Genomic DNA, 26,100 nt, shown 5'->3' with positions numbered 1-26,100 from the left:
TCAGTCCAACGTCTTGCGCAGCGTGCGGTGCGTGGCGACAAGCAGCACGAGGGCGTAGAGGGAGAGGATGGCAACGCTGCGCAGAATGGTCGGCCCATGGTCGCCGGCCAGGAACAGCGTCTTGATCAGGCCCATGAAATGCGTGGCCGGCAGCAGTTGCGCGACGACCTGGATCACCAGCGGCACATTGCGCAGGTCGAACACGAAGCCCGAGAGCATCATGGCCGGCATGAAGCTGACCAACATGGCCAGCTGGCTGGCCTCGAACTGGTTGCGCGTCTTGCCGGAAATGAACAGTCCCAGCAGTAGCGAAACCAGCAGATACAGCATCGAGGCCAGGAACAGGATGGGCAGGGAGCCGCGCAGTGGCACCTCGAACAAAAAGCGCGCTGCCAGCAGGCATAGCACCAGGTCGATGGCGCCCACCACCAGGTACGGCGCCAGCTTGGCGAAGATCAGTTCCAGCGGCCGCACGGGCGTGACGAACAGCGACTCCAGCGTGCCGCGTTCCCATTCGCGCGCGATCAGCAGCGAGGTGAGGAAGGCACCGATCAGCGTGAGCACCAGCACGATCAGGCCGGGCACCAGGTACCAGCTGCTGTTGCCGGTTTCGTTGAACCACATGCGCTGCACCACCTCCACGCGCCCCAGCGCGGGGAGCTTGTTGCCGGCACGGTCCACCTGCTTTTGTGCCCAGGTGGCGATGGCGCTGTTGACGTAGCCCTCCACGGTCTGCGCCGTGGTCGAGTTGACGCCGTTCAAGATCAACTGGATGCGGGCATCGCCCGCCGCAAGCCGGCGCGAGAAATCCAGCGGTACCCGCACGATGGCGTCCACCTCGCCTGCGCGCAGCAGGCGCTCGGCCTCCTGCATCTTTGTGCCCCAGACTGGCGACAAATAGCTTGAGCCGCCCAGACCGGCGACAGCCTCGCGCGCGGCGGGCGCGCTGTCTTCCAGCACCACGGCGACCGGGGCGTTTTTCACATCGAAAGACAGGCCATAGCCGAACAGCAGAATCAGCGCAATCGGCAGCAGCAGCCCCACCGCCAGGTTGCTCTTGTCGCGCAGCATCTGGCGCACTTCCTTGCGCAGCAGGGCGATGAAACGCCGCATGAATGGGGGTTGGCTCATGCGCGACCTCCTGGGGTTCCGGCCCGGTCGGCGGCGCGGCCGTGCTCGACGATGGCGATGAAAGCGCTGTTCATGTCGGCGCCTGCATCGCCTGCCTGCTCGCGCACCGCCTGCGGCGTGCCCAGCGCCAGCACCTTGCCGGCATCCTGGATGGCGATGCGGTCGCAGTACTCGGCCTCTTCCATGAAGTGCGTGGTGATGATGACGGTCACCCCCGCCTGGGCAAGCGCGGTGATGGTGCGCCAGAAGGCGCGCCGCGCCAGCGGGTCGATGCCGCTGGTGGGCTCGTCGAGAAACAGAATATCCGGCTCGTGCAGCAAACCGGTGGCCATGGCCAGGCGCTGCTTGTAGCCACCCGGCAGCAGGCCGCTGATGGCCGTGGGCTCCAGGGCGAACTGATCCAGCGTGGCCGCCACGCGCGTGCGCAGCGCCTGGCCGCGCAGCCCGTAGGCACCGCCGAAGAACTCCAGGTTCTCGCGCACGCTCAGGTTGCCGTAGAGCGCGAATTTTTGCGACACATAGCCGATGCGCGCGCGCGCCTGGGCGCGGGCGTGGCGCAGGTTCATGCCGGCCACTTCCAGATGCCCGCTGCTGGCTGGCAGCAGGCCGCAGAGCATACGAAAGGTCGTTGTCTTGCCCGCGCCGTTGGGGCCGAGCAGACCGAAGATCTCGCCCCGCGCCACATCGAAGGAGGTGCTGGCGACGGCGGTGAAGTCACCAAACTGGCGCACCAGATCGCGCACCACGATCACCGGCCCGTCCCCTTTGCCATTCGAGGGCGATTGCGGGGAAGCATTTGAAGGGCGCGCGGGCGTCTCGGCTACCGTGCCCGCCTCCTGGGCCTGCTGGGCCTGCTGGGCCTGCTGGGCCTGCTGTTGGCGCAGCATCATCATGAAAGCGTCTTCGAGTTCTTCCGGGCGCGCTTGGCAGTCGATGCCGCTGAGCAATGCATCCAGTGCGTGCGCATCGGCCTTGGGCTGGCGGATGAACCACACCGCACCGCCCTTGGGCACCGCATCGATGATCAGTGGCTGGGCGTCGATCAAACGCGCCTGCAGGTCGCGGGCGGGCGTGCCGGTGGGTGGCGTCGCCACATAGGTCAGGCCGCGTGCGCGCTCGCGCAGCGCGCCGGGAGCGCCTTCGGCGAGCAGGCGGCCCTGGTGCATCACGAACACCTGGGCGCAGCGCTCGGCCTCGTCCATGTAGGCGGTGCTGACGATCACGCTGAGTTTTTCGTCATCCACCAGTTGCTGCACGATCTTCCACAGATCGCGGCGCGAGAGCGGATCAACGCCCACGCTGGGCTCGTCCAGCAGCAGCAAATCCGGCGAGCGCACCAGCGTGCAAGCCAGACCCAGCTTCTGCTTCATGCCGCCCGAGAGCTTGCCCGCCGGGCGTGACGTGAACCGGGCCATGTCGGTCATTTCCAACATGCGCGCAAAACGTTCGCGGCGCACTTCCTGCGGCACGCCATGCAGGTCGGCGTAGAGATCCAGGTTTTCCTGCACGCTCAGGTCTTCGTACAGGCCAAAGCGCTGCGGCATGTAGCTGATGCGATCCTGCACCGTTTGCGGGTCTTGCGCCACGTCGATGCCGAGCACGCGCAAGATCCCCGCATCGGGCTTGAGCAGCCCGGCCATCATCCGCATCAAGGTGGTCTTGCCAGCGCCGTCCGGGCCGACCAGTGCGGTCAGCTCGCCTGGGCGCACCTGCAGCGAGATGCCATCGACCGCGTGCAGCGGCCCGCCGCCTGGCGCCTCAAAGGTTTTGCGCAGGCCTTCGGCGGCGATGCTGGCGCCAGTTTGCCCAGCCCCGCTCATGGCGCGTCGCCGTTGCTCAGCACCACCGTGGCCGGCTGGCCCAGGCGCAGCGCGTTGTCCTTGTCTTCGACAATCACCCGCACCTCATAGACCAGGCTGGTGCGCAGCTCCTCGGTCTGCACCGACTTGGGCGTGAATTCGGCCACCGAGGAGATGTAGCCGACCTTGCCGGCGATGGACTGGCCCGGTGCGCTGTCGGTAGTGACGCGTGCCGCCTGGCCGGGTTTGACCTTGCCCAGATCGGGTTCGCCCACATACACGCGCACCCACTTGGGCTCGGTGATCGCCAGGGCGTACGCCGGCTTCTGTGGCGTCGCCATGTCGCCGGGTTCCAGCAGGCGCGAGCGCACCACGGCATCGGATGGCGAGACCAGTTGCCCCTGCGAAACCTGATGCTGCAACAGCGCCAGTTGGGCCTCGGAGGCTTTCAGTTGCGCTTCGGCAGCGGCAATGTCTTCCTTGCGCGGGCCGATTTCAGTCAGGCGCAGCGCATCGCGCTTTTGCGCGGCCTGCGCATCCGCCACCTGCGCGGCGGCCTGGGCGCGATCGAGTTCCTGCGCGCTGACCCCACGGTGCTCCGTTTGGGCCGCGATACCCTGCAGGCGCGCCAGATCCTTGCGCGCACGCTCGGCATCGGCCTGCGCGGCGGCATAGCCACTGCGCGCCTGCGCGAGCTCTTCAGGGCGCGATCCGTTCTTCAGGCGCAGCAGGTTCTGCTGCTGCACACCGATCTGTGCCTGCGCCTGTTCGGTCTGCAGGGTCAGCGTTTGCGTATCGAGCGTGGCCAGCACCTGACCAGCCTGCACGGCGTCGCCCTCATCGACCTGCATATCGGCCACGCGGCCGCTGCCGTCGAACGCCAGCGCCACCTGCCGGATGTCCACGTTGCCGTACAGCACCAGCGCGCCGTCGGGGCCTTTGTCCCGCTGGTGCATCCAGGCCCATGCGCCCAGCGCGAGCACGACGAGGAGACCAAGGGCAATGAGAGGTTTCTTCATGTCAAACGATCCGGAAAGTCAAAACAGAGGCAAAGCGATGCACTGCACCACGATAACACTAAATTGATTTTAATTTTAATTTTGGCGACAATGCAAGCTATCTGTGCTGCCCTGGACAATCGAGGAATGAATAAACCTGCACGCGGACTTCGCTCGGATGGCGAAGCCACACGAACCCGGATACTGGAAGCCGCAGGCGAGTTGTTCGCCACAACCGGCTACGCCGAGACACCCAACAAGGCCATCGCCGCCCGGGCGCAGGTGGACCTGGCATCCATCAACTACCACTTCGGCAACCGCAGCGGTCTGTACCAGACGGTGCTGACGCAGTGCCATGGCCGCTTGCTGGACATGGGCGCCCTGCAGCAGCTGGTGGACAGCGACATGCCCCCCGCATCGAAGTTGCGCGTGCTGATCGAGCAATTGGTGGCGCTGGCGATGCAGGAACCCCAGGCGTGGCAATTGCGCGTTCTGGCCAGGGAAGTGCTGGCACCGACCTCGCACCTGCAGATCCTTTTCCAGGACGAGGCCATGCCGAAGATGGCGCTCCTCAAGCGCCTGCTCGGCGAGATCACGCAAATCCCCGCAGAAGACCCCGCCCTGACCCGCTGCCTGCTCAATGTGCTTGCCCCCGGCCTGATGCTGCTGGTTGGTGGCCGCAGCTTTCCCGGCCCCTTGCAGGAGATTTTCCAGATGCCTTCGCAGGCGATTGCAAGCCACCTGTACCACTACGCCATCGGTGGGCTGAAGGCGATAGCCCGGGAGTACGCGAAGCAGGCCACAACCCCAGGCAAGCCCCAATCGCCCCGCACGAGGTAGCGCAATGAGAAACCGGTACGCAACACTGACAGCCCTGGCGGTGGCCTCGCTGCTGCTGAGCGGCTGCACGGTGCTGCGCGAATTCAAGCCCGCAGTTCACGTCGCCGCCATGACGCCGGGCGAGTACATCACGCTCAAGCGGGGCGACATCCTGACCAGCGGCAAGCTCAGCGCCGCCACCCTGGAGACGATCCGGGTCGCCGGCCTGGACGATGGTGCCTGCGCAAAGCCAGAGGCCACCGGCTGCATCCATGCCCTGTCGGATATTCAGGGGGTGGCCGCCGAACAGCGCCTGTCGGCCCTATCCGAGTTGTGGCTGCATCAGGCGCAGACCTTGCCGCAGGTTTTGCCAGACCCCACGCAACAGGCTGCACCCGATGCCGGCGATCCGCACCTGAACGCCTGGCTGGAGGTGGCCCGGCACGCTTATGCCTACCTGTTCTTCAGCGAACGCGCGCCGGATGCGCGGGCTTTTGAGGATCGCCAGACCCAGGTACGCGACTACTACAACCTGGCCGTGCAGGAGGCGGCATCGCTCGTGTTCGCCGGCTATCGCGGCAAGGCGATGGCGAATACGGACATGGTCGTCAGGGATGGACCGTGGGTCGTGGTGCTGAACAAGCCGGCTCCGGTGCCCTCCAGCCAGGCACGGAAAATCCTGCCGCAGGAACTGCTGCCAGCCTCCTCACTGTCGTTTTCCGGGTTGCGCAGCACGTTTCGGCGCGACGGTTTTGGTGGTGAGCTGGTGGCGGTGATGGCGGCCGACCCGGTGCCGGCAGCGGCAGCGGACGCCGACACGGGGGCATCCAGTGCGCGAGCCGAACGGGCACCGCAGCAGCCCGGCCCAGCGTGGAGCGACATGCCGACGACGGCCATCACTGCGTTGCTGCACTTTCCTGGCGCCAACCTGGCCCAGGTGCTGTCCACGCACGAGGCCGCGCTTTCCGTGCATGACCCCTACCGGGATGCCAAGATCGAATGGCATGGACAGCGTGTGCCGCTGGCGGCGAACTTCACCGCCAACTACGGACTGTGGCTGGCGCGCTCGGGCTTCAGCCGGCAATCACTGCGCAGTCTGTTCGCAAGTGCGCAGGGCCTTGAGCGCCCGCACCTGTATCTGATGCAGCCCTACGACCCGGAGCGCCGCATCATCCTGATGATTCATGGCCTGGCCAGCAGTCCGGAGGCCTGGGTCAACGTGGCCAACGAACTGATGGGCGACGAGGAGCTTCGCCGCCGGTTCCAGATCTGGCAGTTCTACTACCCGACGAACATGCCGATCGCATACAACCACCACGCCATCCGCCAGACGCTGGACGAGGCGCTGCGGCATTTCGATCCACAAGGCAGCGCTGCGGCCTCGCGTGACATGGTGGTGATCGGCCACAGCATGGGTGGCGTGATCGCGCGCTTGATGGTGTCCTCGTCGCAGGGCGATGGGCTGTGGAACGAATTGCTGGCTGGACGCACGTTCGACGATCGAAGAATGCAGCGCCTGCGTGCGCGAATCGGCCCGCTGATGCACTTCGAGCCGCTGGCCCCAGTGGAACGCGCGATCTTCATCGCCGCCCCGCACCGTGGCACCGAGGTGGCCGGTGGGCGCCTGGGGCGCTTCGTCGCGCGCCTGGTGCACCTGCCGCTGACCGTGCTGGAAGGCTTTGCCGACGTACTGGACGACCTGGCCCATGGCGAAGGGGCGCAGACCGGCGCCGACATGCCCAGGCTGCCCAACAGCATCGACAACCTCGACCGCTCCGACCCGTTCGTCCAAGCCGCCGCCAAGTTGCCCATCTCGCCGTGCGTACGCTACCACTCGATCATCGGCCACCCCGATCCTGCCATTCCCCTGCTCCAATCAGACGATGGCCTGGTGCCCTATTGGAGCGCCCATCTGGACGGCGCCGCATCCGAAAAAATCGTCCGTTCGGCGCACAGTGTCCAGGGCACCGCACCAGCGATCACGGAAATGCGCCGTATCCTGCACGAAGACATCCGCAGTTGTGCCACGGCTCCAGCAGCCACAGCCGCGAAGAGGTAAGCCATGTCCCCACCCACCCACCACGCCGACAGCGCCACGCTCGATTTGTTCGCCACCGACGCGGCTCCTGCGCCCCTGACTGCCACCGCCGCCCTGGCCGCCCTGCGTGCGCTCACCGATGCGGGCCTGCTGCGCCATATCGACACCGCCCTGGCCGCCGAGCTGCACCAGCAGCAGCCCGATGCCGCGCCCTGCGCTCTGGTGGCCTGCGCGCTGCTGGCGCAGATGGAGGGGCGCGGCCACAGCTGCCTGCCGCTGGCGCAGCTGCTGCCCACGCCGCAGGCGCTGCTGGGATCGGCGCAAGACGAAGCCCAGGCTGCCCTGATCGCGTTGTGGGCACAGCTGCCCCAGCGCCTGGCCGACTGGGTGGCTGCACTGCGCGCCTGCCCCTGGGTGCGCCAGGCTCCAGCGCAGACCGACCAAGGCCAGCCGCTGGTGCTGGCGGGCAGCAGTGCGCAACCCCTGCTCTACCTGCGCCGCTACTGGCAGTACGAGCAGGCCGTGGCGCAGCAAGTGGCGGCGCGCACCCAGGGCGAGTCCGGGAAGGCCGTGGATGCGGCCACCGCGCGCGGCTGGCTGGACCGGTTTTTCCCGCCCCCGGCAGAAGCAGCAAACGCCCCCAAAAATGCCCCCAACTGGCAAAAAATCGCCTGCGCGCTGGCGCTGCGCGGGCAGCTCACCGTCATCACCGGCGGCCCCGGCACGGGCAAGACTTACACCGCCGCGCGCCTCTTGGCGCTGCTGTTTGCCACCGCTGCCCAGCCCGAGCAGCTGCGCGTGGCCCTGGCCGCGCCCACGGGCAAGGCGGCGGCGCGGCTCAAGCAGTCGATCGACGACGCGCTGGGCGCGCTGCAGGCGCAGGTGGGCGCCGACCTGGACCTGGCCGCGCTGGTGCAGCGCGCAGGTGCGGCGCGCACCCTGCATTCGCTCTTGGGCGCGCGGCCAGACACGCGGCATTTCAGCCGCAATGCGGCGCGGCTGCTGGAGGTGGACGTGCTCATCGTCGATGAAGCCTCCATGGTGCACCTGGAGATGATGGCCGCGCTGCTTGCCGCCCTGCCCGCCAGCGCACGCCTGGTGCTGCTGGGCGACAAGGACCAGCTCGCCTCGGTCGAGGCCGGCGCGGTGCTGGGCGACCTGTGCCAGCACGCCCAGGCCGGGCGCTACAGCCAGGCCAGCGCCGACTATCTGGCGCAGGTGGCGGGCGAGGTGCTGCCGCCCAGCTTCATCGCCCCCGATCCGGCCCCGGCGCTGGCGCAGCACATCGCCATGCTGCGCACCAGCCGCCGCTTTGGCGGCCCCATCGGCCAACTGGCCCAGGCCGTGAACGCCGGCGATGCCGCCCAAGCAGCTGCCGTGCTGCAGCAGGACGCCAGCGGCGCCGTGGCGCAGATCACCAGCGGCGACCCGGCCCAGGCCGTGCAGCTGGCCTGGCCGGGCCGCCCCGGCTGCGCAAGCTATGCCGACTATGCCGAGCAACTTGCGCGCTGGCCGGCCATCGCCCAGGCCGCTGGCGCGCCTGACTTTGCCGCCACCCACGCCGCCTGGGTGCGCGCCGTGCTGCAGGCGTTCGAGCGCTTTCGCCTGCTGTGCGCCGTGCGCGCGGGCGACTGGGGCGTGGCTGGGCTCAACGCGGGCGTGCAGGCGGCGCTGGCGCAGGCGGGCGTGCTGCCCAGGCAGCCGGGGGCCTGGTACGCGGGCCGCCCGGTCATGGTCACGCGCAACGACCCGCTGCTGGGCGTGTTCAACGGCGACATCGGCATCGCCCTGCCCGCCAGCGAGGCCGGCCATGCCTTGCGCGTGTTCTTTTTGCAGGGCGAGGCGCTGCACGCCGTGAGCAGCACGCGCCTGGCGCATGTGGAAACCGCCTTTGCCATGACGGTGCACAAAAGCCAGGGCTCGGAATTTGCCCACACCGCGCTGGTGCTGCCCACCGGCTGCGCAGCGCTGCTGGCGCGCGAGCTGGTCTATACCGGCATCACCCGCGCGCGCGCTGCCTTCACGCTGGTGGAGCAAGCGCCGGGGCTGCTGGCCCAGGCCGTGGGCCAGAGCACCGAGCGCGCCAGCGGGCTGGGGCAATGGCTCACCCTTGATGCAAACTTGAAACAATTTGTTCAACTAAAATAGAACAACTGTGCTACTTTGCTCTTACGAGAAAAACAACAATGGATTTATCCAGTCAGTCGCTTCTGGTGGTCGATGACTTTGCCACCATGCGCCGTATCGTCAGCAACCTGCTGCGCGAGGCCGGTGCCACCCACATCCTGGAAGCAGAAAATGGCGCCGAGGCGCTGCGCAAGCTCGAAAGCAACGACGTCGATTTCGTCATCAGCGACTGGAACATGCCGCGCATGACGGGGCTGGAGCTGCTGCACGCGGTACGCTCCTCCGAGCAGCTCAAGCACCTGCCGTTTCTGCTCATCACAGCCGAGGCGCGCAAGGAAAACATCATCGACGCCGCCCAGGCCGGGGCCGACGGTTACATCGTCAAGCCCTTTACGGTGGCCACGTTGCGCGAAAAAATAGAAGCCATCCTCAAGCGAAAGGGCCTGGCATGACCCCCCCTGCACACGACATCCCGGAAGAAACCTTCGAGCGCCTGGGCCGCATCACGCGCAACCTGCACGAGGCCATGACGCAGCTGGGCCTGGACCAGAGCCTGCACGCGATTGCCCAAGAGTTTCCCGACGCCCGCGACCGCCTGAGCCACGTCGGCCACATGACAGAATCGGCCGCCACCAAGGTGCTCAACCTGATCGACTCGGGCCAGCCCGACTGCCAGCAATTCAAAGCCCGCAGCCAGGCGTTTACCGAGTCGCTGCAAGCGCCCCCAGGCAGCAGCGCGGAAATGGCTGCGCAGTGCCACCGCTTTTCCCAGGCGGCGCAGCAGTTTGCCGACAACCAGAACCTGCTGCTGACCGAGATCATGATGACGCAGGACTTTCAAGACCTGTCGGGCCAGATCATCAAGAAGGTGATCGACATCATCGGCCAGACCGAAAAGCAGCTGCTGGAGCTGCTCATGCACAGCGCACCCGAGCGCCTGACCGCCGTGGTGCAGCCCAAGGCCGAGCTCGCCGGACCGCAGGTGCCCGACAAGGCGCTCAAGCAAGACGATGTGGACGACTTGCTGGCCTCCCTGGGGTTCTGACCATGCGCCTGGCCACCTGGAACGTCAACTCCCTCACCGTGCGCCTGCCGCAGGTGCTCGACTGGCTGGGCGCGCACCCGGTCGATGCGCTGTGCCTGCAAGAGCTCAAACTCAGTGACGACAAATTCCCCTTCGACGCCCTGCGCGCTGCCGGCTACGAGGCCGCAGTGCACGGGCAAAAAACCTACAACGGCGTCGCCATTCTCAGCCGCCAGCCGCTGCGCGACGTGGTGCGCAACATCCCCGGTTTTGCCGACGAGCAAGCGCGCGCCATCGCCGCCACGCTCGACACCCCGGCGGGGCCGCTGCGCCTGGTCAACGGCTACTTCGTCAACGGCCAGGAGCCCGGCAGCGAAAAATTTGCCTACAAGATGCGCTGGCTCGATGCCCTCGCGGGCTGGCTGCGCACCGAACTGGCGCAACAGCCGCGCCTGGCGCTGCTGGGCGACTTCAACATCGCCCCCGAAGACCGTGATAGTTACGACCCCGAGGGCCTGCGCGAGACCATCCACCACACCAGCGCCGAGCGCGCCCATTTCCAGGCCCTGCTCGCACTCGGGCTGGTCGATGCGTTTCGGCTGTTCGAGCAAGCGCCCAAAAGCTTTAGCTGGTGGGACTACCGGATGCTGGGTTTTCAGAAAAACCGGGGCCTGCGCATTGACCACATTCTGGTGAGCCCGGCCCTGGCCCCCCAGGCCCAGGCGTGTTACGTGGATCGCACGCCTCGCAAGAACAAGCAGCCCAGCGACCACGCGCCGGTGGTGGTCGAGCTCAATTTGTAACGCCTACGGCGTCGGCAACACCAGGGGCCGCCAGGCAATGCCGTGCCCCGCCAGGTGGGCACCGGCGGGCAGCTGCGCCGGGGCATGAAAGACCTCGATCGCGCGCCGCTGGCGCAGCTCGGCGGGCGCAATCCAGGGGCTGTAGCGCAGCTGGCCATCGACCAGCACCCGGGGTTGGGCCGGCAACCTCAACGCCAGCACGCTGGCCAGTTCCTGCGAGCCGCTGACAATCTCCACCGGCCCGCCCAGCAGCGCCGGCGCCTGCAGGGCAATTTGCGCTGCCACCGCTTCGGACGGGAAAAAGTCCGTATGGTCGGCCTTGTAGCCGCGTGCCCCCCGGGGCGAGGCCATCCAAGCCTGGGCCATGACCAGGGCCTGCACCACCACAAACGCCACCCAGGCAGCGCGCACGGTGCGCAGCTGCGACCAGGGGGCGCGGCGGGCACATTCCATGAGGGCGGGCACCGTCCACAAAATAAACGCCGTTGCCCAGTGCAGGTGCAGCTTGGAGCCCCCAAGCAGGGCCATGGCCAGCATCAGCCCCAGAGGCACCAGGCCCCACAGCAGCAAGAAAATGCGGGCATCGTCTGCTGGCGAACACTCAAGGGCCTGCGCCCCACGCCGCCCCCACCGCCAGGCCGCGCCCAGCAGCAGCCACGCCGGCAGGCAGCGGTTGAAAAACCAATCGAGTGCAAACTGCAGCGCGTGCAGCCAGCGCTGGCTGCCGCGCAAACCCTGGCCCAAGGCGCTCTCGCGGGCGTAAGCCAGCGGCAGCCAGTCGTGCGTGACGAGCCAATACCCATGCGGTGCGAACACCAAGAGTGCAACCACAGCGGCCAGCCAGGCGCCCCGGCGGTGCACCGACTGGCGCCAGCCCCGCAGGTGCAACCACCACAGGCCGATCACCGCCAGCGCCAGCACGAACTGGTACTTGGTCAACATGCCCAGGCCCGTGACCAACCCCAGCGCCGCCCAGGTGCGCAGGCGGGGGCGCTGCGCCAGGCCCCAGCTCAGGTGCGCCGCCAGCGCCACCCACAGCAGCAACAAGACGTTGTGGTTGTAGTAATAGATGCGGCCACAGTACAGGCTGATGGCCAGCGCCCCGAGCAACCCCAAGGTGGCGTAGCGCGGCCCGCGCAGCTGCAGCAGCAGCTGCCACAGCAGCGCCATCGCAGCGGTGGTGGTGAGCGCACCCAGGGTGTAAGTGAGGGCTGCGCCCGGCGCAAACACCTGCGCCAGCGCGCCGATGATCCAGGTCGGCAGTGGTGGATGCTTGTAGTAGCCCCACTCCATCGAGTGCAGCCAGACCAGCTGCTCGACGTTGTCCACCGGCGGCGACAAGGTGGTGAAGGCGTAGAGCAGCGTCCACACCAGACCGTACAGCAGCAGCAGCGCGAGCACCCCCGCCCCATCGAGCACCGGCCAATGCCGCGCAACCCAACGCCAACCGCCGGCGGGCGGTACAGAAACCAAAGAGGTGGACAAAAGCGCGCTTCCTATGCCTATGGGAGAGACGGGGGCGAATTGTCTCTTTACCCGGGCAAAGGTAAAGTTCTGCAAAGAGATTTAGGGGTAAACCACTAGCAAAATCTCCCGCACCAAGACATCAAATGCTCATTTTTTAATAGCTACTCGCGCTTATAAATAAAGGGCTAGAGGCTGTTTTTATCAAAAAATTGAGCCCAAAAGTGCTGTGCCGCACAGCGCAGCGCCTTTACTCCAGCCCCAATTCCTGCATCTTGCGCGTCAAGGTGTTACGGCCTATGCCCAGGCGCTGCGCTGCCTCGACCCGTCGGCCTTGGGTGCTGCTCAGTGCAGCCTGAATCAGGCGGGCCTCAAAGCGACGTTCGAGCTGCGTCCAAATATCGCTCGCGCCCGTATCAAGCAGCGCCGAAGCCTCTTGCGCCAGCCCCAGCTCCCAGCCAGGGGTAACGCTGGCGGGCACGGGGACAGCGGCTTCACCCCCGGCCAGCGTTGTGCTGGGCAGCAGCGGGGCCAGGGCGGCACTGCCGCTGGCGCGCACCTCGGGCGGGAGGTCTTTGGGCTCGACCACCTGGGCCGGGGCCATCACGGTCAGCCAGTGGCAGATGTTCTCCAGCTGGCGCACGTTGCCGGGGAAGGCAAAGGTTTCGAGCTGCGCCAGGGCGGCCGGAGCCAGGCGCTTGGCCTCCATGCCGAGCTGGCGGGCGCTGTGCTGCAGGAAATGCCGCGCCAGCATGGCGATGTCTTCGCGCCGCTCGCGCAGCGGCGGCAGGCGCAGACGGATGACGTTCAGGCGGTGGAACAAGTCCTCGCGGAACTGCCCGGCCTGCACGCGCTGCTCCAGGTTCTGGTGCGTGGCGGCAATCACCCGCACCTGGGCCTTGACGGCCTGGTGGCCGCCGACGCGGTAAAACTGCCCGTCGCTGAGCACGCGCAGCAGGCGCGTTTGCAGCTCCAGCGGCATGTCGCCGATTTCATCGAGGAACAGCGTGCCGCCATCGGCCTGCTCAAAGCGCCCGCGCCGCTGCACCTGGGCGCCGGTGAAAGCGCCGCGCTCGTGGCCAAAGAGCTCGCTTTCGAGCAAATCTTTAGGAATGGCAGCGGTATTGATGGCGACGAACGGCCCGCGCGCCACCGGGGAATGGCGGTGCAGGGCGCGCGCCACCAGCTCCTTGCCGCTGCCCGATTCGCCCGTGATGAGCACCGTCACCTGGCTTTGCGACAGGCGGCCAATGGCGCGAAAGACTTCCTGCATCGCCGCCGCCTGGCCCAGCATCTCGGGGGGACTATCTTCGCCCGGCTCGCTGGTCTGCTCGCGCTCGCCCTCCTGCACGGCACGGCGGATGAGCTCGATGGCGTGCGGCAGGTCAAAAGGCTTGGGCAGGTATTCAAAGGCACCGCGCTGAAAGGCCGAGACGGCGCTGTCGAGGTCGGAGTACGCGGTCATGATGATGACCGGCAGCCCCGGCTGCAGCGCGTGCACCTGTTCGAGCAGCTGCAGGCCCGAGGGGCCGGGCATACGGATGTCGCTGATGAGCACCAGCGGGCGCTCGGCGGCGCTGGCACTGCCCAGGGCGTCGAGCACCTCGCGCGCCTGCGTGAAGCTGCGCGTGGGCAGGTTCTCGCGCGCCAGGGCTTTTTCCAGGACAAAGCGTATCGAGGGGTCGTCGTCAACGATCCAAATCGGCTGCATGGCTACGTGCCCTCCCTCAGGGTTGTTCAGGGTAATGGCCCTGAAGGGGCTTCAGGGCAGCGGAATCAAGATGCGAAATGCGGTGCGCCCGGGCTGGCTATGGCATTCGATCAACCCCTGGTGCTGCTGCACAAAGGTCTGCGCCAGGGTCAAGCCCAGGCCCGAACCTGCTGCCCGCCCGGACACCAGGGGGTAGAAGATGCGATCGGCCAATGCCTCGGGCACGCCCGGCCCGTTGTCAATCACTAGCAATTCCAATGCCAGCTTATAGCGCTGGCGCCCAAGGGTCACCTGGCGGGCGATGCGGGTGTGCAGCACGATTTGCGCATCACCGGCGGCGATGCGCTCAGCCAGCGCCTGGGCAGCGTTTTGCACGATATTGAGCAGGGCCTGAATCAGCTGGGCGCGGTCGCCCCGGAATTCGGGGATGGAGGTGTCGTAGTCGCGCACCACGGTCAGGCCCTGGGGGTATTCGGCCAGCACCAGGGCACGCACGCGCTCGCACACTTCGTGGATGTTCACGTCGCCCACGTGGTGCGGCTGGCGGTGCGGCGCCAGCAGGCGATCGACCAGGCTTTGCAGGCGGTCGGCCTCGTGCACGATGACCTGGGTGTACTCGGTCAGCTGCGGGCTGTCGAGTTCGAGCTGCAGCAGCTGCGCCGCCCCCCGGATACCACCCAGGGGATTTTTGATCTCGTGCGCCAGGTTGCGCACCAGTTCCTTGTGCGCCTGGGCCTGCTCCTGCAGGCGTTCTTCACGCTCTTGGCGCGCTTGCTGCTGCAGGGGCCACAACTCCAGCAGCAGGTCTGGGCCTGCATCGTGCAGCGCCAGGTGTGCGTGCACCGGCAACGGTTCCTGGCCGGGGCGCAGCAAGCTGGCGTCAAAACGCAGGGTGCTGAAATCATGTTCGCGCCGCTGGGCCAGCACCGCCTGCAACGGCGCCGGGTCGGCCAGGAAGGGGGCAAAGTCGGCCCCTAAAAGGGTGCGCCGCGACAGCCCCAGGGCCGCCTCCAGTGCCGTATTGCCCAAACGCAGGGCGCCGCTGCGGCCATCGAGCAGGGCGACCAGGGTGGACAGGCCATCAAAAACTGTGAGCGCGGTGGCTGTCTGCATCAGGCGCAGGCTTTAGTGGCTTGCGCCAGGCAGGCGGCTGAGTTCGCGCTTGATACCGGCAACGTCGCTATCGGCGCGGGCCAGTGCACCCTTGAGATCGGCTGTGCGCTCGGCGTATTTTTGCGGGTTGCTTTGTTCCTGGGCGGTTTTTTCTGGAGCGCCATTGTTGTACTCCTTGGCCAGACTGGCCTGGCGTGCCTCGGCCTTGCGCAGCTCGGCTTCGAGGATGGCGCGGGCATCGGCGTCGCGGGCCCGCTGCTCATCGCCGCCAAAACGCGGCGCCGGCGTGGCACTGCTGCTGCCACCGCCGCTGCTGGCAGCAGGTGCGGCAGCACGGCTGGGCGTTGGCGCCAGCACCGTGACGTTGCCGCCCTCTACCAGCTTGCAGCCACGCTCCTTGGCCTGGGTGGCGTTGTTGGTGTATTCGTTGCCGCAGCGGTAAATACGGTCTTGCGACCAGGCGGCTGCGGGCAGCAACAGGGCCGCCAGGAGCAGCAGAGAGTGCGTCTTGTTCATTCGTTTTCCTTGCAAAGGGGGCCCCTCGGTGGCGCGAAGTATCCCGCAAACCACGGCCAGCGGCGCCACAGCCTTATTGGAGCGCCCCCCAGCGACAAGGTTGCACGCAAAAAAGGCGGCTTGCGCCGCCTCTTTTACCGATCATCCAAGCGCTGGGACTCAGAGCGAGAAGTACATATCGTACTCAGCCGGGTGCACGCCGATGCGCATCCGCGTCACGTCCTGCATTTTCAGGTCAATGTAGGCGTCGATCATGGCATCGCTGAACACGCCGCCCTTGGTCAGGAAGGCACGGTCCTTGTCCAGCGCTTCCAGGGCCTGGTCCAGGCTGTGGCACACGGTGGGCACCAGCTTGTCTTCTTCCGGCGGCAGGTGGTACAGATCCTTGGTAGCGGCTTCGCCCGGGTGGATTTTGTTCTCGACGCCATCGAGGCCGGCCATCAAGAGCGCGGCAAAGCCCAGGTAGGGGTTCATCAGCGGATCGGGGAAGCGGGCCTCGACGCGGCGGGCCTTGGGGTTGGCCACGTAGGGGATACGGATCGAGGCCGAGCGGTTCTTGGCCGAGTAAGCGAGCTTGACCGGAGCCTCGAAGTGCGGCACCAGGCGCTTGTAGCTGTTCGTGCCCGGGTTGGTGATGGCGTTGAGCGCGCGGGCGTGCTTGATGATGCCGCCGATGTAGTACAAGGCAAAGTCCGACAGGCCGGCATAGCCGTCGCCAGCAAACAGGTTCTTGCCATCCTTCCACACGGACTGGTGCACGTGCATCCCGGAGCCGTTGTCGCCGTGGTAGGGCTTGGGCATGAAGGTGGCGGTCTTGCCGTAGCTGTTGGCAACGTTGTGGATCACGTACTTTTGCAGCACGGTCCAGTCGGCGCGCTCGACCAGGGTGCTGAAACGGGTGCCGATCTCGTTCTGGCCCGCGCCCGCGACTTCGTGGTGGAACACTTCGACCGGGATGCCCAGCGATTCGAGCACCAGCGACATTTCAGCGCGCATGTCTTGCGTGCTATCGACCGGGGGCACCGGGAAGTAACCGCCCTTGGTGGTCGGGCGGTGGCCCCGGTTGCCACCTTCGAGCTGGCGACCGCTGTTCCAGGGGGCTTCGTATTCTTCGATTTCGTAGAAGGTGTTGTTCGGGTCGGTGCTCCAGCGCACGCCGTCGAAAATGAAAAATTCGGGCTCGGGACCGAAGAAGGCGGTATCGCCCAGGCCGGAGGCTTTGAGGTAGGCTTCAGCGCGCTTGGCGATGGAGCGCGGGTCGCGGTCGTAGGCCTTGCCGTCGCTGGGCTCGATCACGTCGCACGACAGGATCAGCGTGGTTTCTTCAAAGAAGGGGTCGATGTTGGCCGTATTCGGATCAGGAATGAGCTGCATGTCCGAGGCTTCGATGCCCTTCCAGCCGGCGATGGAGGAGCCATCGAAGGCGTGGCCAGCGGTGAATTTTTCTTCATCGAAGTGCGACACCGGCACCGTCGTGTGGTGCTGTTTGCCCAGGGTGTCGGTGAAGCGGAAGTCAACGAACTTGACTTCGTAGTCATCCACCATCTTCATCACGTCTGCAACGGTCTTGGCCATCAGGGTTCTCCAGATAAACGGCTGTTAGAGATACAAAGGAATAAGCAGATAGCGTGCCAGCATCCACACTGGCGCGGCGCGCTCGATTTTGGGCGCCATCAATAATCACGCACCATTGTGGGGCCTGTGTTTGCACCATATTGGTGCAAGCCTTGCAACAAATCCGCCCATGCAGCGGGCACGGCGGTGGCTGGCCCTTTCACGCCGAGTTCAATGTGCAGCCCGTGTTCGGGATGATCGACGCTGGGTAGGCTGAACACTTTGACGCCGGTGTGCGTGGCTTCGATGCGCTCCATCAGCGGCGTCAGGGTGGCTTCCATGGCGCGATAGACGATGACGGAGCATTCGCGCTGGGGCTGGCGGTGAAAGTGCGCTGCGTAGTACTGCTGCAGCACCCATTCGATCATGGGCCAGGCCATGACCGGGAAGCCGGGCATGAAGTGCACCATGCCACCGCCCGCACCGGAGCAGGAAAAGCCAGCAATTTTGTTGTAAGGGTTGGGTATGAGCAGCGCGCCCTGCGGCAATTCGCCCATGCGCAGGCGCTGGTGGTGGTCGGGGTGCTCCGGCGCAAACGCCTGCCCCTTGGCCTCGGCCACTTCGCGCATTCGGGCGTCAATCAGCGCCTGCGCTTCAGGATGGGGCAAGAGGGGCAGGCCCAGCGCCGCTGCAGCGCATTGGCGCGTATGGTCGTCAGGCGTGGCGCCAATGCCACCGCAAGAAAACACCGCATCCCCAGAAGAAAAGGCCCGCTGCAAGGCGGCAGCGATGCGCGACGGCTCGTCCCCTACGATCTCTGCCCAGGACAGCGCCAGACCACGCGCGGCGAGCAGTTCAATGACCTTGGGCAAGTGCTTGTCGGCCCGTTTGCCCGAAAGGATTTCATCGCCGACGATGAGCAGGCCAAAACGCTGGTGCATGGTGCAAAACCGCAGAAGACAGAAGGCAAATTAGAGCGCCTGCCCCGGGGGCGGCAAGGCGGGGGCGGCATCTGCCGAGGACGCCAGGGTGGGCGCAGGGGCAGATTCAGGAATTGGGGATGGCACAGGGGCTGGCACGGCCTGGGCACGCAGCTGCTCCAGCGCCGCCAGGCAGTAATGCGCAAACCAAAGCGAGGAAAACGCCAGCACCAAGGTGTAAATCCAAATGGCAATGGGTATCAACACCACGAAGGCCGCCGCAAACACCACACCCGAGGCCCAGACGATGCCCGGCGCCGCGCCCAGGTAGCCGCTGACCACCCCCATCACCAGCAAGCTCCAGCGATGGCGCGTGAGGATGGCGCGGCGCTCCTGGCTGTCGGCGTGTTCGGCCAGGGCGTCGAATACCATGACGCGAAAGGTGAGCCAGCCCCAGATCAGCGGCGGCAGCAACAGCACCAGGGGGGGTATCAGCCACAGCGGCATCGACAGCACCAGCCCCAGCAGCGCCAGCAGGGTGGAGCCCAGCATCCAGCCCAGGCCCAGCAGCAGCGTGCCGCCGCGCTTGCGCTCGAGCGCCGGAAAGCGCCGCTGCGCCACCAGGCTGACGAGCGCCGGCGTCATGAAAACGCCCACCAGCAGCAGGGCCACGATGACCACGGCTGGCGTCACCGCCAGAATGACGAGCAGCGGCGCCACCAGCGCCGGCAGGTCTTTCAAGCCCCAGTTTTGCAGCCATTGCCAGAGGCTGGAGAGCCAGCTCGTACCTTCGAGCACGGTGCGCACCCACAGCACGCCCGCATCCCAATAAAAATAATGCAGCCCCAGCGCCAGCGCCGCCATGAGGGCCAGCGGCAGCAGCGAGAGCGCAATCACACGCGGATGCAGGCAGTACGCCACCGCGCGCCAGAAAGAGTCAAACAACAGTCCCATGGGGGCTAAGCATACCTAGGTTCGCCGCCACAGGCGCAGCCAACCCAGTTTTTGCTGCTGCCAAAAACCTTGGCCATAGTCGCGCAGCCGCCCCTGGGCGTCGGGCTCGACCTGGTCACGGATGCCGGTGGGCGCGTAGCCCGGGGCAAAGCAGGCGGTGCCAAACAGCATGTCCCACCACGGCAGCAGAACGCCAAAGTTATGCCCGCCCAGCACCTGCTGCCCAGCCGGCCCGCTCTCGTGCCCCAGGCCGATGGCATGGTGCAGGCGGTGAAAGCGGGGGCTGACCCACAGGCGCTCGCCCCAAGGGCCGAAATGCAGGCGCAGATTGGCGTGTTGCAAGCTCTCGGACAGCTGCGCAATGGCGACGATGGCAACGAACTGCCCCGGCGCCACGCCAATGCACTGCGCCACGATGACGATGATGAGGTGGCCCAGTAAATCGTCGAGCAGATGGTTGCGGTTGTCGGTCCACATCGTCATCTGGCGCTGCGAGTGGTGCAGCGCGTGCAGCTGCCACCACCAGTCCCAGCGGTGCTGCGCCCGGTGCACGCCGTATTGCAGCAAGTCGAGCAGCAGCAGGTACAGCAACAGGCTGACCCAGGGTAGATCGGTCACCCCCGGCCACAGAGCATCGAGCTGCCAGGCGCTTTGGCCCTGCACGTGCAGCCAGCCCTGCAGTGCATCGGTCAATGGATCGAGGGTGAAAAACAATGCCAGGCGAAACAGCCCCAGGCGGTGGATAAGGGTGTAGAGGATGTCGGTGCGCACCGCCTGGTGGTCGGTTACCGGCTCTACCGGGCGCCAGCGCTGCAGCGGCGCGAGCACGAGCAGCATCAGTGCCAGCTGCACCAACCCCACCAGCAGCCAGCCCGTGGCGCTGTAGGCGTCTTCGAGCCAATTGCCACCGCCCAGAGCAAACAAAAGCGGCTGCACCAGCTGCTCAAATAATTGCTGCTGGGCGTCATCGAACAGGTGGTCCAGCCACTGCAAAAAATTCATGGCCACCTTCCACCATGCCCGTACGCGGGGTGCTCGCGCAAGGTACGAAAACAAAAGCCGCGCGCCTTCAGGCCAACGATGAGGGGTTCGAGCACTGCCGGCGCCCAGGGGTCTTGGCGCGACCAGATGCCCAGGTGCGCCAGCAAGATATCGCCGCTTTGAATGTGTTGCAGCGCCTGCTGCAGCAAGCGGGCATTGCTGTAGCGGGCACTCGGCAGCTCATCGCCCAAAAAGCCGGCCGGGCTCCAGCCCACATGCTGATAACCACAAGCGCGTGCCGCCTGCAGCAGCTGCGGCGAGGTTTTGCCCGCCGGGGCACGAAACAGGGGCAGGGGCTCTGCGCCCGTGAGCTGCTGCAGACGCTCGGCCGCACGGCGAATGTCGGCGCAATAGGCGGCGGCGTCGAGCACTTGCAGCACTCCGGGCGCATCGCCGCCGGTAGCCCGCAGGCGCAAACGTGCACCGGGCAAATCGGCCTGCCACACCAGGTGGCTCCAGGTGTGTGAGGCAAAGGCGTGCCCCTCCTGCGCACGGGCACGCCACCAAGGGGCCCAGTGCGCGCCAAGGCTGCCATCGCCTTCTTGCGTGGCCTCCTGCGCGGCAAAAAAAGTCACCCGCACCTGCTGGCGTTGCAGCACCCGGGCGATGTGCTCGGCCACCCCCATATGGCCGGTATCGAACGTCAGATAGAGCGGTTTTTTACAGTCATTTTCGGCTCTAGCGCTTGATAGATAAGCGCTAACAGCTATTAAAATGATAGCAAAAAGCCAGCTAGCGCGGGGCATGTTGCAAGGTCCAAACGCCATGGGGTGACTTGCCGACATTCACCTGGTGCAGGACTTTCTTTTCTTTCATGTCAATCACCGTCAGCCGGCGTGCCCAGCGTGAGCTGACGAAAATAAAGCGCCCATCGGCAGAGACATCCATGCAGTCAGGCCCGCCCGGCGCGGGGTAGCTCTCGACCACGCTCAGGTTTTGCATGTCGATCTTGCTGATGGTGTTGGCCACCCGGTTGCTGACCAGCAGGTGGCGCCCATCCCCGAGCGCGCGAAACGCGTGCGCGCCTTTGCCCGTGGGAATGCTGCCAATGCTGCGGGGCTGGGCGGCAGAAATATCAAACACCTGCACGCTGTCGCTGCCAGTCAGGCCGACGAAGAGCAGCTTGCCATCCGGGCGGCCATAGAGGTCGGCCGGCATGGCCCCGGTGGGCAGGCGCCAGCGCAGGGTCTGGGTGGCCAGGTCGATGGCGACCAGCTCGTCGCTGTCTTGCATGGTCGAGTACAGCGTGGTGCTGCGGCTATCGATCCACAAATGGCTCGGCGTGCGCCCAGTGGGTACCCGCTTGACCAGGGTCGGGGTGCTGCCGTCCCAACGGTAAAAATCAATGTGATCGAGGCGGTTGGCGGCGGTGACCAGCCAGCGCATATCCGGCGAAAACCGCAAATGGTAGGGATCGACAATGCCACGCAGCGTGCGCTGCACCTGGGCAGTGCGCGGATCGACAAACGTCAGCGTATCGGCCAAGGCATTGGCCACGATGAGGGATTTTTCATCGGGCGTCAGGTACAGGTGGTGCGGCTCTTTTCCGGTAGGAATGCGCACCTGCTCGCGCCAGGTCTGCGGATCAACCACGCTGATGCTGGCATCGAGCGAATTGAGCACGAACACGGGCGGTGGCATCTCAACCTGGGCCGCCGCAAGCACCTGCCCCCACGCTACCCACAGGGCAGCGACCACAGCTCGCCATTTCACGATCAATGTCCTTACAGAAACCCTTTGAATGCAGTGCGCCAGTGTAGCGAGCCCCTGCGTGCGATCTGGCTGCGCTATACCGAGCCCAGCAACGCCAGATCAGCAGGTGTCAACCAGCGCCACTGCCCTGGTGCCAGGGTGGCATCGAGCCCCAACGCTCCCATGCGCCAGCGGTGCAAGCCCTCAACGCGGTTGCCCACCGCCGCCAACATGCGTTTGACCTGGTGGTATTTGCCTTCTGTCAAGGTCAAGTCGATAGCATTGGGCCCCAGCATTTCACATGCCGCCGCCCGAACGGGCCGGGGATCATCATCGAGCACCACGCCAGCGAGCAACTGCTGCACCTGCGCCGCCGTGACAGCGTGCTTGAGCTGTACTCGGTACACCTTGGGCACATGTTTTTTCGGCGAGCTCAAACGGTGGATGAACTGACCATCGTCGCTGAGCAAAAGCAAGCCGGTCGTATCCTGATCGAGCCGCCCCACCGCTTGCACGCCTTGCAACGCACCCTTACAGGGACGCTGGCGCAAAGGCGCTGGCAGCAGGGTGTAAATGCTGGGATAGGCGGAAGGCTTTTGCGAACATTCCGTACCAGCCGGCTTATGCAACATCACATAGGCCTTGGCGTGGTACGGCCAATCAACCCCCTGCACCCGCAGCCGCAATCCTTCTGGCACCACCTCATGCGCCGCATCCGTGCACAAAACCGGCGGTGCAGCTGCATCGTCCCCGTAAAGCTGCACCCAGCCTTGCTGCACCAGCCCGGCGCACACCCGCCGTGTACCGAATCCCTGCGAATAAAGAATTTCTTGCAGCTGCATATTGCGCCATTTTTTGAAATACAAAAACAAAACCCCTTCATTCTTTCGAATGAAGGGGTTAGTTTGCTATTAATAGCCTGACGATGACCTACTTTCACACGGGAATCCGCACTATCATCGGCGCGAAGTCGTTTCACTGTCCTGTTCGGGATGGGAAGGAGTGGTTCCAACTTGCTATGGTCATCAGGCTTAAACTTTGAGCCATCTTGATAGTTTATCAAGACAGCGAATTCATAGAATCGAATCGGTATTTGATTGCGTCACTTGGCATAACAACCTTGACATGGACGTCAAAGTTATAGGGTCAAGCCGCACGAGCAATTAGTACTGGTTAGCTTAACGCATTACTGCGCTTCCACACCCAGCCTATCAACGTCCTGGTCTAGAACGACTCTTTAGGGGGCTCGGGGCCCCGGCAGATCTCATCTTGAAACGAGTTTCCCGCTTAGATGCTTTCAGCGGTTATCTCTTCCACACTTAGCTACCCTGCGATGCCACTGGCGTGACAACAGGTACACCAGAGGTGTGTCCACTCCGGTCCTCTCGTACTAGGAGCAGGCTTCCTCAAATCTGCAGCGCCCACGGAAGATAGGGACAAAACTGTCTCACGACGTTTTAAACCCAGCTCACGTACCTCTTTAAATGGCGAACAGCCATACCCTTGGGACCGACTACAGCCCCAGGATGAGATGAGCCGACATCGAGGTGCCAAACACCGCCGTCGATATGAACTCTTGGGCGGTATCAGCCTGTTATCCCCAGAGTACCTTTTATCCGTTGAGCGATGGCCCTTCCATACAGAACCACCGGATCACTATGTCCTGCTTTCGCATCTGCTCGACTTGTCAGTCTCGCAGTTAAGCACGCTTATGCCATTGCACTATCGTCACGATGTCCGACCGTAACTAGCGTACCTTCGAACTCCTCCGTTACGCTTTGGGAGGAGACCGCCCCAGTCAAACTGCCTACCATGCACTGTCCCCGATCCAGCTAATGGACCTGGGTTAGAACCTCAAACGCACCAGGGTGGTATTTCAACGTCGGCTCCAAGTGAACTAGCATCCACTCTTCAAAGCCTCCCACCTATCCTACACAGATCCGTTCAAAGTCCAATACAAAGCTACAGTAAAGGTTCATGGGGTCTTTCCGTCTTTCCGCGGGGAGATTGCATCATCACAAACATTTCAACTTCGCTGAGTCTGCGGAGGAGACAGTGTGGCCATCGTTACGCCATTCGTGCAGGTCGGAACTTACCCGACAAGGAATTTCGCTACCTTAGGACCGTTATAGTTACGGCCGCCGTTTACTGGGACTTCGATCAAGAGCTTGCACCCCATCAATTAATCTTCCAGCACCGGGCAGGCGTCACACCCTATACGTCCACTTTCGTGTTTGCAGAGTGCTGTGTTTTTATTAAACAGTCGCAGCCACCGATTTTTTGCAACCCTGTTCAGCTCCGTTTGTTCAACTTCACTTACTTAGGGCATACCTTCTCCCGAAGTTACGGTATCAATTTGCCGAGTTCCTTCTCCGCAGTTCTCTCAAGCGCCTTAGAATACTCATCTCGCGCACCAGTGTCGGTTTGCGGTACGGTCGTCAATAGCTGAAGCTTAGTGGCTTTTCCTGGAAGCAGGGTATCACTCACTTCGTCTGCAAGCAGACTCGTTATCACCCCTCATCTAAGCCCGGCGGATTTGCCTACCAGGCACGACTACAGGCTTGAACCAACTATTCCAACAGTTGGCTGAGCTAACCTTCTCCGTCCCCACATCGCACTATTGATCGGTACAGGAATATTGACCTGTTTCCCATCAGCTACGCATCTCTGCCTCGCCTTAGGGGCCGACTCACTCTACGCCGATGAACGTTGCGTAGAAAACCTTGCGCTTACGGCGAGGGGGCTTTTCACCCCCTTTAACGCTACTCATGTCAGCATTCGCACTTCTGATACCTCCAGCAGCCTTTACAAGCCACCTTCACAGGCCTACAGAACGCTCTCCTACCACGTGCAATAAATTGCACATCCGCAGCTTCGGTAACTGGCTTAGCCCCGTTACATCTTCCGCGCAGGACGACTCGATCAGTGAGCTATTACGCTTTCTTTAAATGATGGCTGCTTCTAAGCCAACATCCTGACTGTTTTAGCCTTCCCACTTCGTTTCCCACTTAGCCAATTTTAGGGACCTTAGCTGGCGGTCTGGGTTGTTTCCCTCTTGAGTCCGGACGTTAGCACCCGGTGCTCTGTCTCCCAAGCTGTACTCTTCGGTATTCGGAGTTTGCATAGGTTTGGTAAGTCGCCATGACCCCCTAGCCTAAACAGTGCTCTACCCCCGAAGGTAATACTTGAGGCACTACCTAAATAGTTTTCGGAGAGAACCAGCTATTTCCAGGTTTGTTTAGCCTTTCACCCCTATCCACAGCTCATCCGCTGGTTTTGCAACACCAGTCGGTTCGGACCTCCAGTACCTGTTACGGCACCTTCATCCTGGCCATGGATAGATCACCTGGTTTCGGGTCTACACCCAGCGACTCTTCGCCCTATTCGGACTCGATTTCTCTACGGCTTCCCTATTCGGTTAACCTTGCCACTGAATGTAAGTCGCTGACCCATTATACAAAAGGTACGCAGTCACCCTTGCGGGCTCCTACTTTTTGTAAGCATGCGGTTTCAGGATCTATTTCACTCCCCTCCCGGGGTTCTTTTCGCCTTTCCCTCACGGTACTGGTTCACTATCGGTCGATGATGAGTATTTAGCCTTGGAGGATGGTCCCCCCATGTTCAGACAGGGTTTCTCGTGCCCCGCCCTACTTGTCTCTAGCCTAGTACCACCGATCAGTTTTCGCATACGGGACTATCACCCACTATGGTCGGCCTTTCCATGCCGCTTTGCTAACTGATCGACTATCACTAGAAGGCTCTTCCGATTTCGCTCGCCACTACTTTCGGAATCTCGGTTGATGTCTTTTCCTCGAGCTACTTAGATGTTTCAGTTCACTCGGTTCGCCTCGCTGACCTATGTATTCAGTCAGCGATACCCTTGCGGGTGGGTTTCCCCATTCAGATATCTCCGGATCAAAGCTTATTTGCCAGCTCCCCGAAGCTTTTCGCAGGCTATCACGTCTTTCGTCGCCTATCATCGCCAAGGCATCCACCACATGCTCTTAGTCACTTGACCCTATAACTTTGACTTCTCTCGCGAGATGTCTCCATTTTCCTTCAAGGACTTGTGAGGTCTTGCACCTCACGCGTTATGCCGTAATGTGAATTTTTCTTCGATCTCGTATCTCTACGATCTCTTGAGAACTATTCGTCATTACTTGAACAAAACAAAGTTTCGTTCGTTTTGACGCAATCAAATTTAGGTTGCTAGCGGCACGGTGCAGTTTCCTGCTTTCCGCTAGCAACGCTGATTCGACTCTATGAATTTTTAAAGAACAGCCGTGTTGTTTGCGAGTTATCTCGCCTCAACAGCAAAGAGACCTCTTGCGAAGCCGCTTTGATGTTGATTTTATTCCGATTGGTGGAGGATGACGGGATCGAACCGACGACCCCC

20 protein-coding genes, 1 tRNA gene and 2 rRNA genes (1 of these 23 running past the window's edge) are annotated in these 26,100 nt (G+C 63.8%); 6 read left to right on the top strand and 17 right to left on the bottom strand.

Features of this window, described 5'->3' with window-relative positions; translation table 11 throughout:
* Genes G7045_RS03905 through G7045_RS03895 form a run of 3 tightly spaced genes read right to left on the bottom strand, consistent with a single transcriptional unit; the run spans position 1 to position 3,949 of the window.
* Positions 1–1,131, bottom strand: coding sequence for an ABC transporter permease (locus tag G7045_RS03905; RefSeq protein ID WP_166157597.1), 1,131 nt, complete (start codon positions 1,129–1,131; stop codon positions 1–3).
* Positions 1,128–2,951 carry an ATP-binding cassette domain-containing protein gene (locus G7045_RS03900; RefSeq protein ID WP_166157594.1) on the bottom strand — a complete coding sequence of 608 codons (1,824 nt, stop codon included), beginning with the start codon at positions 2,949–2,951 and terminating at the stop codon, positions 1,128–1,130. Before G7045_RS03900 ends, G7045_RS03905 begins: the two co-directional genes overlap by 4 nt.
* The gene (locus G7045_RS03895) at positions 2,948–3,949 is read right to left on the bottom strand and encodes an HlyD family efflux transporter periplasmic adaptor subunit (RefSeq protein ID WP_166157590.1); all 1,002 of its coding nucleotides are present in this window, start codon (positions 3,947–3,949) and stop codon (positions 2,948–2,950) included. The genes G7045_RS03900 and G7045_RS03895 overlap by 4 nt, the downstream gene beginning before the upstream one ends.
* Before the next feature lie 126 nt (positions 3,950–4,075).
* Here G7045_RS03895 and G7045_RS03890 point away from each other — a divergent pair, with 126 nt between their 5' ends.
* Genes G7045_RS03890 through G7045_RS03865 form a run of 6 tightly spaced genes read left to right on the top strand, consistent with a single transcriptional unit; the run spans position 4,076 to position 10,739 of the window.
* Positions 4,076–4,768, top strand: a complete 693-nt coding sequence (locus G7045_RS03890; protein ID WP_166157587.1) for a TetR/AcrR family transcriptional regulator — start codon at positions 4,076–4,078, stop codon at positions 4,766–4,768.
* Between the two features lie 4 nt (positions 4,769–4,772).
* Positions 4,773–6,806: a triacylglycerol lipase gene (locus G7045_RS03885; protein ID WP_166157584.1), complete on the top strand. Its 2,034-nt coding sequence runs from the start codon at positions 4,773–4,775 to the stop codon at positions 6,804–6,806.
* A gap of 3 nt (positions 6,807–6,809) precedes the next feature.
* Positions 6,810–8,933: an exodeoxyribonuclease V subunit alpha gene (gene recD / locus G7045_RS03880; RefSeq protein WP_166157581.1), complete on the top strand. Its 2,124-nt coding sequence runs from the start codon at positions 6,810–6,812 to the stop codon at positions 8,931–8,933.
* 38 nt (positions 8,934–8,971) lie between these two features.
* Entirely contained in the window at positions 8,972–9,364 is a 393-nt protein-coding gene (locus tag G7045_RS03875; RefSeq protein WP_166157578.1) for a chemotaxis response regulator CheY, read from the top strand.
* Positions 9,361–9,957: a protein phosphatase CheZ gene (locus tag G7045_RS03870; protein ID WP_166157575.1), complete on the top strand. Its 597-nt coding sequence runs from the start codon at positions 9,361–9,363 to the stop codon at positions 9,955–9,957. Before G7045_RS03875 ends, G7045_RS03870 begins: the two co-directional genes overlap by 4 nt.
* Positions 9,958–9,959: 2 nt before the next feature.
* Positions 9,960–10,739 carry an exodeoxyribonuclease III gene (locus G7045_RS03865; RefSeq protein WP_166157572.1) on the top strand — a complete coding sequence of 260 codons (780 nt, stop codon included), beginning with the start codon at positions 9,960–9,962 and terminating at the stop codon, positions 10,737–10,739.
* Between the two features lie 3 nt (positions 10,740–10,742).
* Here G7045_RS03865 and G7045_RS03860 read toward each other — a convergent pair whose 3' ends face one another.
* From G7045_RS03860 to G7045_RS03795, 14 genes are all read right to left on the bottom strand, one after another.
* Positions 10,743–12,224 carry a glycosyltransferase family 39 protein gene (locus tag G7045_RS03860; RefSeq protein WP_166157569.1) on the bottom strand — a complete coding sequence of 494 codons (1,482 nt, stop codon included), beginning with the start codon at positions 12,222–12,224 and terminating at the stop codon, positions 10,743–10,745.
* A 229-nt stretch (positions 12,225–12,453) separates the two neighbouring features.
* Complete coding sequence (gene ntrC / locus G7045_RS03855) at positions 12,454–13,914, bottom strand: nitrogen regulation protein NR(I) (protein ID WP_166157566.1); 1,461 nt, start codon at positions 13,912–13,914, stop codon at positions 12,454–12,456.
* A gap of 51 nt (positions 13,915–13,965) precedes the next feature.
* A complete protein-coding gene (gene glnL, locus G7045_RS03850) occupies positions 13,966–15,027 on the bottom strand; it encodes a nitrogen regulation protein NR(II) (protein ID WP_166157563.1) in 1,062 nt (353 codons plus the stop codon).
* A 12-nt stretch (positions 15,028–15,039) separates the two neighbouring features.
* A complete protein-coding gene (locus G7045_RS03845; protein ID WP_166157560.1) occupies positions 15,040–15,543 on the bottom strand; it encodes a hypothetical protein in 504 nt (167 codons plus the stop codon).
* A gap of 159 nt (positions 15,544–15,702) precedes the next feature.
* Positions 15,703–17,118, bottom strand: coding sequence for a type I glutamate--ammonia ligase (gene glnA / locus G7045_RS03840; protein WP_166157557.1), 1,416 nt, complete (start codon positions 17,116–17,118; stop codon positions 15,703–15,705).
* A 98-nt stretch (positions 17,119–17,216) separates the two neighbouring features.
* On the bottom strand, positions 17,217–18,038 hold the full coding sequence (locus G7045_RS03835) for a molybdopterin-binding protein (RefSeq protein WP_166157554.1): 822 nt from the start codon (positions 18,036–18,038) through the stop codon (positions 17,217–17,219).
* Between the two features lie 30 nt (positions 18,039–18,068).
* Positions 18,069–18,971: an EI24 domain-containing protein gene (locus G7045_RS03830; RefSeq protein WP_166157551.1), complete on the bottom strand. Its 903-nt coding sequence runs from the start codon at positions 18,969–18,971 to the stop codon at positions 18,069–18,071.
* Positions 18,972–18,986: 15 nt separating this feature from the next.
* The gene (locus G7045_RS03825) at positions 18,987–19,973 is read right to left on the bottom strand and encodes a sterol desaturase family protein (RefSeq protein ID WP_166157548.1); all 987 of its coding nucleotides are present in this window, start codon (positions 19,971–19,973) and stop codon (positions 18,987–18,989) included.
* Complete coding sequence (locus G7045_RS03820; protein WP_166157545.1) at positions 19,970–20,758, bottom strand: polysaccharide deacetylase family protein; 789 nt, start codon at positions 20,756–20,758, stop codon at positions 19,970–19,972. Before G7045_RS03820 ends, G7045_RS03825 begins: the two co-directional genes overlap by 4 nt.
* Entirely contained in the window at positions 20,745–21,698 is a 954-nt protein-coding gene (locus G7045_RS03815) for a YncE family protein (RefSeq protein ID WP_370521752.1), read from the bottom strand. Before G7045_RS03815 ends, G7045_RS03820 begins: the two co-directional genes overlap by 14 nt.
* A gap of 101 nt (positions 21,699–21,799) precedes the next feature.
* Positions 21,800–22,546, bottom strand: coding sequence for a 16S rRNA pseudouridine(516) synthase (locus G7045_RS03810; RefSeq protein WP_166160342.1), 747 nt, complete (start codon positions 22,544–22,546; stop codon positions 21,800–21,802).
* Positions 22,547–22,621: 75 nt separating this feature from the next.
* Positions 22,622–22,734, bottom strand: a 5S ribosomal RNA gene (gene rrf, locus G7045_RS03805).
* Positions 22,735–22,846: 112 nt separating this feature from the next.
* Positions 22,847–25,722: ribosomal RNA gene (locus G7045_RS03800) — 23S ribosomal RNA — on the bottom strand.
* A gap of 343 nt (positions 25,723–26,065) precedes the next feature.
* A tRNA-Ala gene (locus G7045_RS03795) sits at positions 26,066–26,100 on the bottom strand; it runs 41 nt beyond the window's last position.

Origin of the sequence: Acidovorax sp. HDW3 (assembly GCF_011303755.1) — a bacterium.
Classification (GTDB): domain Bacteria; phylum Pseudomonadota; class Gammaproteobacteria; order Burkholderiales; family Burkholderiaceae_C; genus Paenacidovorax.
This window is presented reverse-complemented; position numbering and strand designations above follow the sequence as displayed.